Raw genomic sequence first — 17,089 nt, 5'->3', positions numbered from 1 at the left:
CGGCGGAAGTGTTGCCCCGTCTTGCCTCAGGACTATCCGAAAACGAGCTCTATCGTTCTCGCTCGAAGCGGCCCCGTTTTCCAAACGCTCTCAGTGGTGGAACCCGCCGGCTTCCGTTTCGTCCATGGGTGTGCTTACGGGATGCGCAGCAAAGTGTTTCAAGCAACGCTTGAGATCTTCAATGAACAGCGCCCCGAGGTCCATGCTGAATCCGTGGCGCACCAAGATCCTCTGAACGACCAAGTCCTCACGTTTGGGCGGCATCGTATAGGCAGCCACCTGCCAACCCCGCATTCGCAACCGGTCACTGAGGTCGAACAGGGTATATCCCTTGGTATCGAAACCTTCTTTCAGCGTCCAGGAGAGCGCCGGGATCCCCTGTTGAGGGTCGCCATTGTAGAGCACTTCGAAGGGGCCGATTTTCCCGATCTCGTCAGCGAGGTACTGGGCAATCTCGTAGCAATTCATGTGAATTTTGCGATAACCTTCCATGCCAAGCCGCAGGAAGTTGTAGTACTGCGCAACGATCTGACCGCCGGGCCGTGAGAAGCTCAATGCGAACGTTGGCATATTCCCGCCGAGATAATTGACCCAAAAAACCAGGTCCTCGGGCAGGTCGGCGCTGTCACGGAAAATACACCAGCCCGTTCCCAGTGGCGCCAACCCAAACTTGTGCCCTGAAGCATTGATCGACTTGACCCGCGGGATCCGGAAATCCCACTCGATCTCCGGTGCACAAAACGGTGCCAAAAAACCACCCGATGCCGCATCGACATGCATGGGGACATCCAACCCCGTCTCCTCCTGCAATTTGTCCAACGCGTCGGCGATCTCTTTGACTGGTTCATAGTTGCACGTGAAGGTCACACCAAACGTCGGAACCACGAAAATTGTGTTCTCATCGACTCGCTTGAGCACCTCTTCGGGGTCCATGATCAAACGGTCGCCTTCCAAAGGAACTTCGCGCAGTTCGATGTCCCAATACTTGGCGAACTTGTGCCAGCAAACCTGGACTGGCCCACAGATCATATTCGGCTTGTCAATTGGCTTGCCCGCAGCCTTCCGCTTCTCACGCCAACGCCACTTGGCCGCCATCCCGCCGAGCATCGCCGCGTCAGACGACCCCGTGGTCGACGTGCCGATGATATCGGTTTCATCGGGTGCGTTCCAAAGATCGGCCAACATATGGACGCAGCGGGCTTCGATCTCAGCCGTCTGGGGGTACTCATCCTTGTCGATCATGTTTTTGTCGATGCACAAGTCCATGATCTTGTGGATCTCTTCATCGAGCCACGTCTGACAGAACGTCGCCAGGTTCTGGCGGGCATTCCCGTCCAGCATCAACTCATCTCGCACGACCGAGAACGCGAGATCAGCGTCGTGCTCAGCCTTAGGCATTCTGTATTTCGGTAGCGTCTGCGAGATGTCAGCCGATCCGTAGGTGTCATCGAGCAAACTGCCGCGAACATTACTGCGAGAGTGAAGTGCCATAACCTGTCGTTTCCTAGAAGAGTTTTTTGTCCGGCCATGTCGCAGTGACAACGGCCTGGAGCGAGGGTGCGTTGGAGAAAGGTGCGCATTATGCCACAACTCGGCACGCCCATGGCACCGCAGAGGGCGTGCAGTTTTAAGTGAGGGTGAGTCAACGATTTACTTCACCCGCCCGGCGAAGCAGGGAGGGTCGGAAGACGAGGCTTTCGCGAGTCTTCCGGGGAGGGCAGACAGCGCAACGGAAAGTCCCAAACCAGCGTGCCCCCCCTCTCCGAACCTTGCTTCGCTCGGTCCGCTCCTCGCCAAACTTCGGTGTCAACTTCAGCTTTCTAACAACCCAGTTGGCATCATGCCGCGGTGAAACGCCGGTCGATCCGTGACCTCACGGCGCCGTTTCATCTGATGTCGCCGCCTCGAGCGACTCATCGGCTTCTTCGGACTTCGCGGTTTCGGACTTCGCGACTCCGATCTCGGGGAGGTGTCGATCGATGACGGGGCTGCCCCAATCGCACTGAAATGTTTCCTTGCAAGCGGTGCAGGCAACCTCGGTGCCGAGAGCCTTGTCATCAACGACCTGCGGCGCTTCACAATGCTTGCAGAGCACGCGAATCAACCCATCGGGCTCAACGAGCGCGGCAAGCTGTTCATCGGTGATCCCTGGCACCTCGATATCGGCGGCCTGCATCGTCATCAGCAACTCCCGGGTGATCTCCGGTGCAGACGCGATGCGATTGGCGAGCCGGCGGACGCTGCGTTCAAACGAATTGCGAGACATGCGGCCGTTGCCGAAATGCCGGTCGCGATTGATATACAGATGAGTGAAGCCACGCAGAACGTATCGCCGTGTTTCACTCGGCAGCTCATACTTGGCCTTGGCGGCCATCAACTCAAAGATCCGGCACAACGCCTCGGGATCGTAGTCATCGAAATGCATGGTCGTGCCTACCCGCGAACTGAGCCCTGGATTGCTGCGGATCATCCGGGTCATCTCACGGGGATATCCCGCCAAGATCACGACGAGCCGGTCTCGCTGGTCCTCCATGCGTTTCAACAGCGTCTGGACCGCTTCCCGGCCGTATTGATCCTGCCCATCTTCATCGACCAACGTGTAGGCCTCGTCGATGAATAACACGCCGTCGAGTGCCTCGTCGACTTTCGCGTTGGTCTTCGGCCCGGTCTGGCCAGCGTACTCCGCGACGAGTCCGCTGCGATCGGTCTCGACGAGGTGTCCTTTCTCAAGCACACCGAGAGCACCATAGATTTCGGCAATAATCCTCGCGACCGTGGTCTTGCCCGTCCCTGGATTGCCGACAAAGGACATGTGTAAGCTCGGCCGCATCGTCGGCAACCCCAGCTCCTCCCGCTTGCGTTCCATTCTGAGAAAGTTCGCCAGCGTCTGAATCTGATTCTTGATCGCATCGAGCCCCACGAGCCGGTCGAGTTTCTCGCGGGCCGCGGCCAGCCGCTCTTCGGGCGTGCGGTTGTCGACCTCTTCCTCCGCCGATTTGGCTGGCGTCGCGGCGGCCGTCGGTGCTGCCGCCGCCCTCCCGCCGGTAACCGTCGGCGTGGGCTCGGGGGCCCGCTCGGTACTGGGATCGGCCCGTTCGGTACCGGGATCGGCGAGGTCTGCGGAAGCGGTTGGATCCGCCGTACCCGCTCGCAGGCGTTTGGCTTCCCCACGCAGCCACGCGATCGCGTCGCGAGCGTGGTCGATGTCAGTTTGATGGTCACCGTGAGTCGGCGTCGGAGCTGCGTCGATCCGGCGGGGTGAGCCCGCACTCGGCGCAGACGCTGGCGCCGACTTGGCCTGCTGCTCCGCCGCCAACAGTTCCGCTTGAATCTTTCGCAAGCGATCACGATCCGAACCGTCTTCGCTGCCGTCGACCACCGCGATCATCGTCGCCAAGCGGGCAGCCATCGTCTCGACCTCGCTCCACGAATCGCGTAGCGACGGGACTTCAAGAAACGGCCGCACGACGTCGTACCAACTGAGGTCCTGGGCCGTATCGAGCAGCCAGTCAATTGAATCATGCAGGTGCGCGCCCATGACGGGTTGCCCCCAAAGATGCTCCAAGAGCACACGGCCGAGCTGCCGCTGTTCCATCGTCCGGGCACTCGGGTCGGGCAGCGTCTCGGCGAACACCTTCATCACGAATCCTTGATGCAACGCGTCCATCTGCGCCGACATGTCGGCCCCTTCGACCGCGTCGTCACCCGCCAACCATCCGTAACTGCCCTCGGCGAGCTTGCCCGCCTCAACGTAGAGCTGCTGCGTCTGCTCCAAGGCTTCGCGGAACAAGCGGATCGAACGCAGGATGGTTTCGTCGTCAGGACCAGACATGAACATGGACTTCCGAAATCGAGCGGGAGTGGTTCGCAAAAAAGGAGGCCTAAGTATTTGAAAATCAAGGCCTTGCGTCAATCACACAGAGCGTCTGGCCCGTTGTGAGGAAAGCGCCGGTCGAGTACACTGTGTGGCTACTCCGCGACCCGTTTTCGCGGCGATTTGACACTAAGAGCCTATCCGAAAAGGGGTCTGACCCTTTTGGAGGCGAGTCACTTGACATCGTTCTTAGCGGCCTCACCGGAGAGGGTCAGACCCCTTTTCGGATTGGCTCTACGTTTCTCACGCATTTTTACCGAGCAGACACTTGGCTGACGACGGCGAAAACACAGACGACCTCGACAATAGCGACACCCCAAACGACGACTCAGGCGTGAGCGGCGACGGCAACGAACCCTCGGCATCGGGTGGAGCAGCATCCGGTGGCGGCAATGGCGGGGGCGATGACCCGCCACGGACTGGCTTCCCCGGTGACGGTACCCCCGACGGTGGACGTGACGAGTCGGGAGGCTTCGGGGCCATGCGGATGGTCGACCTGCCGATCGAGGACGAACTGCGTGACAGCTATCTGACCTACGCGATGAGCGTCATCGTCAGCCGCGCACTGCCCGATGTTCGCGATGGACTCAAACCGTCGCAGCGCCGGATCCTAGTGGCGATGAACGATCTCAACCTCGGCCCCGGTAGCAAACGCGTCAAATGCGCGAAAATCTCCGGTGACACCTCGGGGAACTATCACCCCCACGGTGAAAGTGTGATCTACCCGACGCTCGTCCGGATGGCCCAGGAATGGAACATGCGGGCGTTGCTGATCGACAAACAAGGAAACTTCGGTAGCGTTGCCGGCCTGCCACCGGCCGCTATGCGGTATACCGAAGCCCGGATGTCAGCGGTCGCCGCACAGCTGCTCGACGATCTTAAACTCGATACCGTCGACTTCGTGCCCACCTACGATGAGGCTCGCAACGAGCCCACCGTGCTGCCGAGCCGGTTCCCCAACCTGCTCGTCAATGGCTCGGGCGGGATCGCTGTCGGGATGGCGACCAGCATCCCCCCTCACAACCCCACCGAAGTCTGCGACGCGCTGATCAAACTCGTCGATGATCCCGATACGACCATCGATGAATTGTGCGAGATCATCCCCGGTCCGGACTTCCCCACCGGCGGCATCATCTGCGGCCGCGCCGGCATCCGCCGCGCCTACAAGACGGGGCGCAGCACCATGGTCGTGCGCGCGAAATGCGCAATCGAAGAGATGCGGGGCAACCGCAGCCGCATCGTCATCACCGAGATCCCTTACCAACAATACCGCGACCGCATCATCGAAAAGATCGCGGCGCTGGTCAACGGCGACCGCATCAAAGGTATCTCCGGGATTCGCGACGAGAGCGATTTGAAGGAACCGGTCCGGTTGGTCGTCGAGCTCAAACGCGGCGAAGACCCCGACGTCATCCTGAACCAGCTCTACCAGTTCTCGCCTCTGCAGGACACGTTCTCGCTCATCTTCCTGGCCCTGGTCGACGGGAAACCACGCGAGCTGACACTCAAAGAGATGCTGACCGAGTTCCTGCGGCACCGCGGCAACGTGATCCGCCGCCGGACGCAGTTCCTGCTCGCCCGCGCCCGCCGCCGCAAACACACCGTCGAAGGCCTGCTGCTGGCCCTGGCCAATATCGACGAGATCATCCAAACGATCCGCACCTCCCGCACCCAGCCCGAAGCGAAAGAGCGATTGATGGGGATCCAGTGCCCTGCATCGATGCTGCAGCGGGCGCTCGGCGATGATGGCTTCCAACAATTCACGACCGAACGAGGCAAGTCCGACAGCTACACGCTGACGAGCGTCCAAACGGACGAGATCCTGCGGATGCGGCTCGGTCAATTGGTCAATCTCGAGCAAGAAAAACTGTCCGGCGAACACGCCGAGCTGCTCAAAGAAATCATCGACTACCTCGATATCCTCGCCACACCGCAACGTGTCAGCGACATTATCAAGGAAGACCTCGAGGAGATGAAACGCCGCTTCGGCGACAAGCGGCGGACTGAGATCAGCCACGAGGAACTCGGCAACATTGACCTCGAAGACCTCATCACCGAGGAACCGATGGTCGTGTCGATCAGCCACCGTGGCTACATCAAGCGCACACCGACGAGCGTCTACAACACCCAACGTCGTGGCGGCAAAGGACTCAAAGGCGCCAAGAGCGATGATGAGGATCCGATCGAACACCTGTTCGTCGCCAGCACCCACGCCTACCTGCTGTTCCTGACCACGACCGGCAAAGTCCGCTGGCAAAAGGTCTACGACATCCCACAATTGGCCCGGGATGCGAAAGGCCGCGCGATCGTTAATCTGTTGCAGATGGAACCCGACGAACAGATTGCCCAATGCCTCGCTGTCCGCGATTTCAACCAGCCCGGTCACTACGTCGCCATGGTGACACGCAGTGGATTGGTAAAGAAAACGCCGCTCGAACAATACAGCCGGCCGAAACGTGGTGGGATCATCGCCATCAAACTGCGCGAAGACGATGAACTCGTCGATGCCGTCGTCGTCGGCCCCGGTGACGAGATCATCCTGGTCACCGCCGGCGGCATGGCGATCCGCTTCCGCGAATCCGATTCTCGCCCGATGGGCCGCAACACCTCCGGCGTCAAAGGCATCTCCCTGATCGGCGATGACCGGCTCGTGGGCATGGTCGTGACCAAACCCGATGCCACCCTGCTCACCGTTTGCAAGAACGGCTACGGCAAACGCACCCCGTTCGGACCCAACGCCCTCGATATCGCTGACACAGCCGATGGCGACGACGAGAACGGCGATACCAATGGCTCCGACGCCGGCGCCGATGACGAGAACTCGGCCACCAGCGGATCGGCTCGATACCGGACCCAGAAACGGGGCGGCAAGGGCCTCCGCGACATCAAGACTAGCGAGCGTAACGGGAAAGTGATCGGTATCGCTCGGGTGACCGACGATGACGAACTGTTCATGATGACCGCCAAAGGCAAGCTGCAACGCATCGCTGCGTCGGACATCAACGTGATCGGACGAAACACCCAAGGCGTGCGAATCATGAGCGTCGACAAAGACGACGAACTCATCGCTGTCGTCCGCGTCCCTGCAGAAGAAAAATCCGAGGACGCCCCCCCAGCCGAACCGGCACCTGAACCAACCCCCGAAGCATCAGGCGATCAGTAACGGATGCTGCGGGTGAGGCGACGAGCTGGTCATTACCCACCAGTTTGCTCCCCCGTGTGCTTGTCACACGGGAAGCGACGTTTTCAAATTAGAAAACCGCAACATTGATGCGCGTTCCCCTGTCAGCTTGTCTGACAGGAAACCAAGCCGACAAACTTTGCTTTCATGTGGGGCAAGCCCACATGGGAGCGGGGTGAATGCTCAATTTTTCTAATCACAAAACGGGGATTCCTGTCAGTCAAGCTGACAGGGGATCTGGTTTTGTGGGTAATCAGCAGGAGCGGACAAGCCCCTGACCACCAGCGGGCGGTCGACTTGATCCAGGCTGACGCCACAATAATGAGCCGAATGCCGTAAGGCCAATGCCATCTACTTTGCCCCCGTTCGGGGCGTCATCACGATGGTAACCCGACGCGTCAGCGAGGAAAATGCAGTGTTTTGCGTGGCGAACAAGTGATCCTCGCTGACGCGTCGGGTTACCAAAACCGCTTCGCGGTCGAAACTAGATGGCATTGGCCGTAAGGCACCAGGTAGCGCCGCCAACCCGGCCGCTTACGCGCCTCGGCTCAATAGAACCTCAGCCCGCTCAGCCGCACGGCACCGGCTCGTAACCCCAGCCCCGCAGCTTGCTATTGGCGAACTCGGCAAACCGATCCTGCTCGATCGCTGCACGAGCCTGCTGCATCAGCCGAGAGTAATACATCAAATTGTGATGTGACAACAAAATCGGCCCCAACATCTCGCCAGCGTTGAAGAGATGCCGCAAGTATCCGCGGCTATGCCGGCATGCCAAACAGGGACAATCATCCATGATCGGCCGCAGGTCTTCGCGATGGACGGCATTACGCAGCTTCAGCGGCCCCTCGTCGGTAAACGCCAGGGCGTTGCGCCCGTTACGCGTCGGCATCACACAATCGAACATGTCGATCCCGCGAGCAATATTCTCGATCAGGTCACGGGGCGTCCCGACTCCCATCAGGTATCGCGGCTTCTCCGCCGGCAGATGCCGCGTCGTCACACCGGCGGTGGCGTACATCTCCTCCGGCGTCTCACCCACACTCAGCCCACCCACGGCATAGCCTTCAAAGGGCATCGATGCGAGCTCGGTGGCACACTGCTGCCGAAGCACTGGGTCGAGCCCGCCCTGAACGATCGCGAACAGGGCCTGCTCCGGCCGATCCGCAGCTTCGCGGCAACGTTTTGCCCAGCGGATTGAACGGGCCAAAGCGTCTTCGACCTCAGCAGCGGATGCTGGTAGCGCGATCACATGATCGAGCACCATCGCTATGTCGCTACCGAGTGCCTGCTGGATCTCGATCGAATGCTCCGGCGTGAGCACGATTTTGGCACCATCGAGGTGCGACCGGAACGTCGCTGCTTGCTCGGTCACCTTGTTCAGTGCGCCGAGCGAGAAGACTTGAAAGCCTCCTGAATCGGTCAGGATCGGGCCTTCCCAGCCGCACATGGCGTGCAAACCACCGAGCTTGGCAACAGTCTCATGACCAGGCCGCAATCGCAGGTGATAGGTATTGCCGAGGATGATCTCGGCACCCGTCGCAGCGACTTGGTCAATCGTCAGCCCCTTGACGGTGCCGACGGTTCCAACGGGCATGAACGTCGGTGTCTGCACGTCGCCGCGGGGCGTGTGAAAAACGCCCCGGCGGGCACCGTCGCTCTGTTGCAGCAAGTCGAAGTGAAACACTCCGATCAATCGCCACGCATTTTCAAGCCGAGATCAGCAAGCTTCTCGCGGACCTCGTTGAGGCTCGTCACGCCGAAGTTCTTGCACTCGAGCATGTCGTCACCCGTTTTGCGGATCAGTTCACCAATCGAGTTGATCTGCAACCGAGTCATGCACTTGCGGGCACGCACCGAGAGGTTCAAGTCGGCGATGGGCCGCTCGAGCAGAGCCTGTTCGTCAGCCGACATGTGCGAAGTATCGATCGGCGGATCGTTGGCTTTCTTCTCGCCCGCGAACTGGCCGAGCGACAAGCCCTTCTGCTGCAGCATCTCGCGAATTTCGACGAGGCTGGTTTCACCGAAATTCTTGCTACCGAGCAGTTCCTGCTCGCTGTGCCGGGTCAGCTCACCGATCGTTTCAATGCCCATCTTCTGCAGGCAATTGCGACTGCGAACACTCAGTTCGAAGTTCGTGACCGGCATGCTGAGGATTTGGGTCAAGCGATCGTTGCGACGCTGCGCCTCTTCGTCGTAGAGCATATTGCCCGTGGCCGACGCGTCTTTCATGTAGAGTGCGGTGCGGGGGTGACCGGGGAAGCAATCCAGGATCCGCTTGTAGCACTGCTGTGCTTTTTCGTAGTCGTTGCGATCCTCGTACATCACGCCCAAGTTCGTCAGGGCACCGAGACCGGTGGGGAATGCCTTGGCCGCACGCTCGTAGAGCTGCAGGGCTTCCTCGTCATTGCCTAAGCGATCGTTTTCCAGCGCCAAACCGAAGAGTGCGCCAGCGTGGTTTTCGTCCGTGGCGACGGCTCGCTGATAGAGATTGACCGCCTCGTCCATCCGACCACCGATCAGAGCCGCAGTAGCCGCCCGCTGATACATGTAGTCAGCCGTCTGCTCGGCGGGGCCGAAGATGTCATCGAGGATGCCCATCGCTTCTTCGATCTCGCCCGAATAGCGTTTCGCTTCAGCGACACCAATTTTGCACTGGTCTTCGTTGTAACCCGAAACCTTGGCGTTCTCGTAAGCCTGGATGGCCTCGTCGTACTGGCCCAGCTCGAAACGGCAGCGAGCGGTGTAGAACAGCGCCATCGCACTGCCGTCTGCCGACGTCAGAGTATCCAGTGCATCCTGGAACCGACCCAGCAAAAACTGGCAAACGCCCATCTTGGTACGAGAGGCCGGGGTCAACGCCTCATCCTGCTCCAATTCTTGGACAGCTTCGCGGAGTTCGCCGAAATGGCCGTAATTCTCCGTGATTGCCTTGCGAATCTCACCAACCTCATTCGGGCCGAATGCGTTGCTCGTGAGGACCATTTGCTTCAAGTCGAGCACATCAAGATCGACTTCACTCATAAGTGAGATTCCCGAAAGGAAAGGAGGTGTTCGCAATTCCGACACGATTTTGCGGGCGAATCCGTTGTCTTCCACCTGGGAATCGGATTCGCTTGCATAAAAGCCAGCGGCCGGATTTGAACCGGCAACCCTCGCATTACGAATGCGATGCTCTGCCAATTGAAGCTACGCTGGCGATTGCGAAGGGCGTAGATTATCGAAACTGCGGTAAAGTCGTCAAGCGGTCCCCCTGGCAGGGAAATTTTTTGCCATCGGCAACAAAAAATATCCTCCGCAAAAGCCTCCATCCCCCTTGCAAGGAGAACAGGAAATCTCTACTCTCCCCGTCCCGTGGCACACGGTCGGCCCAAGCGAGAAATCGCACCGCCCACCCAGCCCATGCACCCCTAGCTCAATTGGATAGAGCATCGGTCTACGGAACCGAAGGTTAGAGGTTCGAATCCTCTGGGGTGTATTTTCATGCGCCCACGCAGCCCATCATCTACCCCGCGGAAAACTAGGTTTTCGCGGGTTTTTTCGTGTCGTCACGGTAGCTAAGGCGGCCGTGCTTTCCGAGGCTCACGATCTGCACGAGCTTCGAGCTGGCTGCTGCTTTCCCACAACGCCAGATCCCCTGTCAGCTTGACTGACAGGAAGCCCCGTTCTCTGCTTAGATAAAGAGGGAGCGTTCACCCCGCTCCCATGCGGGCTTGCCCCGCATGAGAGCAAAGTTTGTCGGCTTGGTTTCCTGCCAGACAAGCTGACAGGGGAACGCGTGTCGATGACGCGGTTTTCTAATTTCAAAACGTTGCTTCGGCGTGTGACAAGCACACGGGGGAGCAAAACAGGTAGCATTGAGCGAAACCGTTGCTGGACTCAAGAAGCAACGCCGATGCGGTGGAGGATGATGGATGCCTACTCTGCGTCGCGCCCGCCCCCCGAGAATCGCCATGCCCATTCGCGCCAGAACACAATTGAACATCGGAGGCAGGCAGCATGGTTGAAAGCCAAACGGTCGAGTGGAAAGAATCCTGGCGCGACGAATACCTGAAGTGGGTGTGCGCCTTCGCCAATGCCCAGGGCGGAGTGCTCGAGGTCGGTCGACGCGACGATGGCGTGGCGGTCGGTGTCGCTGATGCCAAGAAGCTGCTGGAAGACTTGCCCAACAAGATGCGCGACTTGCTCGGCGTGATCGCGGATGACATTGAGGCCTGGGGCAGCGGCATCGAGCGAATGATGTTGGCGTGTCAGAAGCACGGCAGCCCTGCTCCCCAATTCGCCCCTGAAACCATCGGAATGATGCTGACATTTGGTTTCAGGGAGCGAAAGGGGGCTAAGCAGGGATCGGGTCGGCACCATGTCGAGGCCCATGTCGAGGCCCATGTCGAGGCCCATGTCGAACTGACCAACCGTGAAATCGCGATGATCCGGGCCAGTTCGGTGCAACCTGCGACGCGAGCTGATCTGCTGGACGCGGCAGGATATGCAACACGAACAGGCAATTTCAAGCGATCCATGGACAAATTGCTCGCTGCGAAACTGCTCGCAATGACGCTTCCTGACAAGCCGAGAAGCCGATCTCAAAAATACCGCGTAACCGATTTAGGGACGCGATGGCTTGCAAAGAAAGAAGATGCTGGCGAGTGACTGGAAAGCAATCAGGGATGTTGGGCTTGAGTTTCCGCTTGGGGAACCGAGCAGTGAGCAAGTCACTGACCAAGTCGGCAATGCAATGCGATAGAAACCATGGAAAACATCACGAAGCGCCTGAATGACTCGACAACCATTTCAATTAGAAGCACATCGCTAACATGAGCATTAAAGATAGACTCGTCGGTTTGCTGGCGTACACGGACCAGCTAGCGAAGCTGACGCAAAAAGCGAACTTCACGACAAAGGCGTACTCACTGCTGCTGTATACCGAGCAACAGTTACGCAATCGCGTCGGAATCCATCACGATGTCACCGACGACGATGGTCTTGCTTGGCTAAAAATCGAACGCCTGCAACGTCGGGACCCTCCGACGCCCGCAAGCGAGATCGCTGATTGGATTGAGCTACATCGTGATCCGACGAAGAAGCCGAACGTCAATGAGTCCATTCTCCGAACAATGCCTCGGGCAGATGCAGAGCAGTTGGTCGACTCGGGCGAAATTGCTCAAGTGGACCTAATGGACTCTTCCAATGGCGATCCAGAGACTGTCGACGTTCGCGTGTTGCTGAAAAACCAGCCAGATGTTGGAGAGAATATCGAAATTTACCTTGCCGGACCATGGGCGGAGTGGAAGACGGAGGAACTTCCAAAAATTCAGACGATCCACGTTTACGAAAAGTTTTTCAATCTGTGCCAGACCATGGAGAACAGCGGCGCAGAGAATCCGCTAGAGGCTGTTTGGGGGCTTGGTTTTGCGTTATGGAAGAAAGGGAGGAAGACGCTTCAGCATCCATTGATTGAGGCGTTGGTCGAAGTACGCATAGATCGGCAGAGTCAGGCGATCCTGATCACGCCGCGCGATCGCGAGCCTCAGTTCTATCTCAGTCCGTTCACCGAACTGGGAATCGAAACGGTTCGTGTTACCCAGGAACAAATGCGAGTCCGCCTTGACGCGATTCTTGCCGTGGATGAGAAGACTGGAATAGCGAAAGTGGATGAATTTTCGCCATTTAATCGCGCCAGCTTTGAATCCGTTCTGGAAACTGCGGCTGGTTCGCTGACCGGCGACGGACGCTACTGGCCCAATGTCAATCGCGAACCGGAAAACCGTCAGCACCCGAAGGTCACGGAAACGCTGACCGTCACGGATACCTGGGCGATCTATGCACGACGGCGTGGCAGCAACATCTTGGTTGAAGACATCAACCGCTTACGCAAAGAGGTCGAACAAAAAGAAGAAGTCGAGCTTCCGCCTGTCGGGAACGCGATTGTCCAAGACCCACACGATGAAAAACGCGTTCGGAAAAGCGGCGGAACTGATGGTGCTCCCAACAATAGCCGAAGTAATGCAAACCCGCTGGACGATGATGCGGAAATTCTATTTCCAAAGCCCTCCAACGATGCACAGCTTAAAATCGTTAAGGGATTGCAACGTGAAGATGGAATCGTAGTGCAAGGTCCGCCGGGAACGGGCAAGACACACACGATCGCCAACATCATTTGTCATTACCTAGCCACTGGACGCAGCGTTCTGGTGGTGTCCAAGGGAGAACCGGCGCTCGCTGTTCTGCGCGATCAGATTCCCGAGGGCATACGCGACCTAACCATCAGTCTATTGACTAGCGAGCGAGAGGGTTTGAAGCAGCTCGAGGGTTCCGTCATGTTTATGATGAACGACGTTCTTAGCAAATCGCCTGACTTCCTCAATAGAGAGATCCGGGACAACAAAGAGCGTGCCGAACAACTCAAGCGAGATCTGCGTTCTATCGACAAGCGGATGCGTGAATTAGCAGAAGCCCAACTGACCCAGATTCCTGCTTCCCTGCGGGGCGACGATAAGAATTGGCCGTTCGACGCAGCGCAGTCGCTGGCAACGGATCGTGTTAAACACGCGTGGCTAGATGACGCAATTGGATTTTCGGACAGATCCGAGCCTCAATTCGATCAGTCCGACATTGCATCCCTGAGCGAAGCACGGCGGATGCTTGGCAAAGACCTGACTTATGCCGGAACGACGATTCCGAATCGACAGGACTTGCCGTCGTCGCGCGACGTCGCCAGCGCTCACGCGAGTCTTGTTCAAGCCGCCTCCCTGCGAACAGCATCAACGTCGGGATCGTTGCCGCCAATCTTGGGACAAGACGAGCCGACCCGTGCGAGTGGAAAACGATTGGTCGGGGAACTGAAGAGGATGCAGCAATCTCTCCTACACACAGCCGAAGAAGCATGGGTCGAAAAACTCTATTGCCGCTGGATCGCCGATGGTGTTTCGATCGATGACGAATCGAGCGTTGAGGCAGCGATCACCGAATTGGAAAAGCTTGGCGAAACACGCAAAACCTTTCGCAAGAGACCGATTGCATTACCGCTTCAAAACGTTTCGACCAAGAAGCTGAAACTAGCTCTTCAGCGTGGATCAGAAACTGGAAAGGCATTCGGATTCGTGTCGCTGGGTGCGAAGGACATCAAGCACTACCTTCAAGAGTTGACCATTGCGGGGCAACTTCCTGATGGAGCCGCAGATTGGTCGTACGTATTCGACTACGTTCAGTTCCGAGAAAAGATGGTACAGTTTGCGTATCGTTGGAATGCACTTGCGGACGATTTTGATGTTCCCGAGATCCCCGTTGATGCGATCGAATTGGAACTTTGGATTGGACGTCAGCAGAAGCCACTTTCAATCGTACTAACAGCTGCGATCAGCTACCACGAAACGGTAGCTGCGGATGTCCAGAATCTGTTTGTTTCGGGAGTTGATCGCAAGTCACTCCCGTTTGATTCTGAAAAGATTGCGGAAATGATTGAAGCGGTCGATGCGTTCTTGCACCGCCAGGAGCTGAGTGAGAGCCGATTCTTGCTGGAGAAGGCACAACGTGACTTGCACGGACGAACAGGCGAAGTCTTTGACGCTTGCCGAGCAATTTTGAAAATCGAAGTTGGCAATGGCAATCGCGATCCGCAATGGATCGAAGAACGGTGGGCAGTGTTACTCACCGAGTTCGATCGCTTGGGTGCATTGAGGAATCAATTCTCGGCGGTCAACCGAGTTGCAGAGAAGATCGCCAGTTCGGGGGCGCCGCGTTGGGCGTCTCGCTTGCTATCCGTGCCCGCTGAAGCAGATTCCGACCCGCTCTCGCCAAAGGACTGGGCTAATGCTTGGCGGTCCCGACGACTGGAAGCGTTCCTCAAGAAGATAGATGCGCGTGATGAGCTGAAGGCGATGTCGTCGAAACGGATCAACACGCAACAGGCTCTTGAGCGAGCGACTCGAGAATTGGTGAAAACCCGAACCTACTTGGGGCTACATCAGCGGATGAGTGTTGGCGGGCGGATGTCGTCGCTACAGCAATTTGTGTCCGCGATTCGCAAAATTGGACAGGGCACCGGAGTAAGTGCAAATCGGCATCGTGGTGATGCCCAAAAAGCGATGCAAAAGTCCATGGAGGCGGTCCCCTGCTGGATCATGCCGACCTGGCGGGTGTCGGAATCTCTACCGGCGACGCTGGGGTCATTCGATTTGGTCATCATTGATGAGGCATCTCAGTCAGATATCATGGCCCTGCCCGCACTACTGCGAGGTAGGAAGGTATTGGTGGTAGGGGACGATCGTCAAGTGAGTCCGTCAACAGTTGGACTTGAAGAACGCAAACTGCTTCAGTTGCGTCATGGTTACTTGAAGGGGCAGCCATTCCAAGACTTATTGATGCCGGGGACGTCGTTCTACGAACTGGCGCAGGCTATCTTCCCGTCGGGACGGACGCTGTTGAATGAACACTTCCGCTGTGTCGAGCCGATCATTCGATTCAGTTTGCAGTTCTACCCGGAGAAGTTCACACCGCTTCGGATTCCAAAACCGTCCGAGCGTCTCGATCCGCCGTTGATTGATGTTTACATCAAGAACGCTACTCGTAACGGAATGGTCAATGAAGCCGAGGTATCCGCGATTGTGGATGAAATCGAGCGACTCGTTGAAAATCCTGACTATGACACGCGATCAATTGGCGTGGTCTGCTTGGTTGGAAACAAGCAAGCCAGCGTGATTCAAAAGCGATTGCTTCAGCGGATCGGCGAAGAGAAATTTCTCAAGCACAATATTCAATGCGGAGATCCGCCAACGTTCCAGGGGAAAGAACGTGATATCATCTTCCTGTCCATGGTCGCCGTTCCTGGAAATGCAACCGCGCAAACAGCACGGCAGTTCGAGCAGCGCTACAACGTCGCGCTGTCACGCGCCCGAGATCGAATGTATTTGTACCGGTCGGTTGCCGAAACAGATTTGCCGAATGAGCGTGACCTAAAAGGAAAAGTTATCAGCCACTTCAAAGAACCGATGCCTGCTGCGTTGGAACACATGAAAGAACTCATTGATCTTTGCGATTCGGACTTCGAGAAGGATGTTTTTCGTCGGCTGGCGGAACTCAACTACCGAGTGACACCGCAAGTTGCTGTTGGCGAATATCGGATCGACCTTGTTGTCGATGGCGGCGATGATCGTCGCTTGGCGATCGAACTGGATGGTGACCGGTACCATGGTCCTGATCGATGGTTTGAAGACTACGCTCGTCAAAAGACGCTTGAGCGAATGAACTGGCAGTTCTGGCGATGTTGGGGTTCAAGCTTCGCGCTCGATCCCGAAGGTTGCATGGCAGACCTCGTCGACACGCTACAGGAACGAGGGATTCAACCCATCGGACAATCGACGGGACTAAGTCCGTTCACTGAACATCGAGTTTTAGACGCGACGGATCTATTGGGCAGTTCAGAACCCAAACAGCGTGAGTCAGATCAGGACGGTGAAAACCAGGACGAGTCCGCGACGATGGAGTCAGATCCGGTCGGAGTTGGTGATGCCGTCACCATCTTGTTTGACGATGAACCAAACCGCGTGTACCAACTGACGATGATTGAGGGCGAGTCAGAACTGGTCGACGGATTGGTTTCGTTCACCAGCACACTTGGACAGCAACTGGCAAACGCGAACATTTACGAGGAGATCAAAGTCGACTGGAGCGGTCGCTCGCGAATTTGCACCATTCAATCGATTCAGAATGCGGAAGTGACATCCACCTAAAGACATGCAATACCGATTAACCTCAAACGCACCCGCTGCCAATACGGCCAATTGGAGAATTCATGGAGTCGAACTCGCCTGACCCCGCGTAAGGTCACGACATTTGCGAGGACACATCTCGGACGGATGTGCCTGCGACAGCACGGACGATTATCGATAGACTAACACCAGTGGGAAGTGCTTAGGCGTCGTTCGGAAATAACTTACCTGATTGGCATCGACCTGCGGCATACGGATTTGCATAATGGTTAAATGCCGGATGCAACACTGGTCGATGGACTCCGATCGAAATATAACGCGCTTGTTGAT

At 57.4% G+C, this 17,089-nt stretch carries 7 protein-coding genes and 2 tRNA genes; 4 read left to right on the top strand and 5 right to left on the bottom strand.

Translation table 11 applies throughout. From position 1 onward, the window contains the following. Positions 1–90: 90 nt before the first annotated feature. Positions 91–1,491 (bottom strand): glutamate decarboxylase, encoded by a 1,401-nt coding sequence (locus CA85_RS18095; RefSeq protein WP_146392775.1) that lies wholly within the window; start codon positions 1,489–1,491, stop codon positions 91–93. A 382-nt stretch (positions 1,492–1,873) separates the two neighbouring features. Continuing rightward, entirely contained in the window at positions 1,874–3,832 is a 1,959-nt protein-coding gene (locus tag CA85_RS18090) for an AAA family ATPase (RefSeq protein WP_146392774.1), read from the bottom strand. A 310-nt stretch (positions 3,833–4,142) separates the two neighbouring features. On the opposite strand from CA85_RS18090, the gene gyrA reads away from it, so the two are divergent. Further along, entirely contained in the window at positions 4,143–7,037 is a 2,895-nt protein-coding gene (gene gyrA, locus CA85_RS18085) for a DNA gyrase subunit A (protein WP_146392773.1), read from the top strand. A gap of 586 nt (positions 7,038–7,623) precedes the next feature. Here the strand turns inward: gyrA and tgt are convergent. The 3 genes from tgt to CA85_RS18070 all read right to left on the bottom strand — a co-directional run bounded on the left by tgt (position 7,624) and on the right by CA85_RS18070 (position 10,251). Beyond that, positions 7,624–8,739 (bottom strand): tRNA guanosine(34) transglycosylase Tgt, encoded by a 1,116-nt coding sequence (gene tgt / locus CA85_RS18080; RefSeq protein ID WP_146392772.1) that lies wholly within the window; start codon positions 8,737–8,739, stop codon positions 7,624–7,626. Between the two features lie 5 nt (positions 8,740–8,744). Next, entirely contained in the window at positions 8,745–10,076 is a 1,332-nt protein-coding gene (locus CA85_RS18075; protein WP_146392771.1) for a tetratricopeptide repeat protein, read from the bottom strand. A 101-nt stretch (positions 10,077–10,177) separates the two neighbouring features. Beyond that, positions 10,178–10,251: transfer RNA gene (locus tag CA85_RS18070), tRNA-Thr, on the bottom strand. A gap of 205 nt (positions 10,252–10,456) precedes the next feature. On the opposite strand from CA85_RS18070, the gene CA85_RS18065 reads away from it, so the two are divergent. The 3 genes from CA85_RS18065 to CA85_RS18055 all read left to right on the top strand — a co-directional run bounded on the left by CA85_RS18065 (position 10,457) and on the right by CA85_RS18055 (position 16,780). Beyond that, positions 10,457–10,530: transfer RNA gene (locus CA85_RS18065), tRNA-Arg, on the top strand. A gap of 521 nt (positions 10,531–11,051) precedes the next feature. Next, positions 11,052–11,702 (top strand): RNA-binding domain-containing protein, encoded by a 651-nt coding sequence (locus tag CA85_RS18060; RefSeq protein ID WP_146392770.1) that lies wholly within the window; start codon positions 11,052–11,054, stop codon positions 11,700–11,702. A 164-nt stretch (positions 11,703–11,866) separates the two neighbouring features. Next, on the top strand, positions 11,867–16,780 hold the full coding sequence (locus CA85_RS18055; protein ID WP_146392769.1) for an AAA domain-containing protein: 4,914 nt from the start codon (positions 11,867–11,869) through the stop codon (positions 16,778–16,780). Positions 16,781–17,089: the final 309 nt, after the last annotated feature.

It is taken from the genome of Allorhodopirellula solitaria (assembly GCF_007859855.1).
GTDB lineage: Bacteria > Planctomycetota > Planctomycetia > Pirellulales > Pirellulaceae > Rhodopirellula > Rhodopirellula solitaria.
The sequence above is the reverse complement of the archived record's forward strand: the minus strand, read 5'-3'. Positions and strand labels throughout refer to the sequence as shown.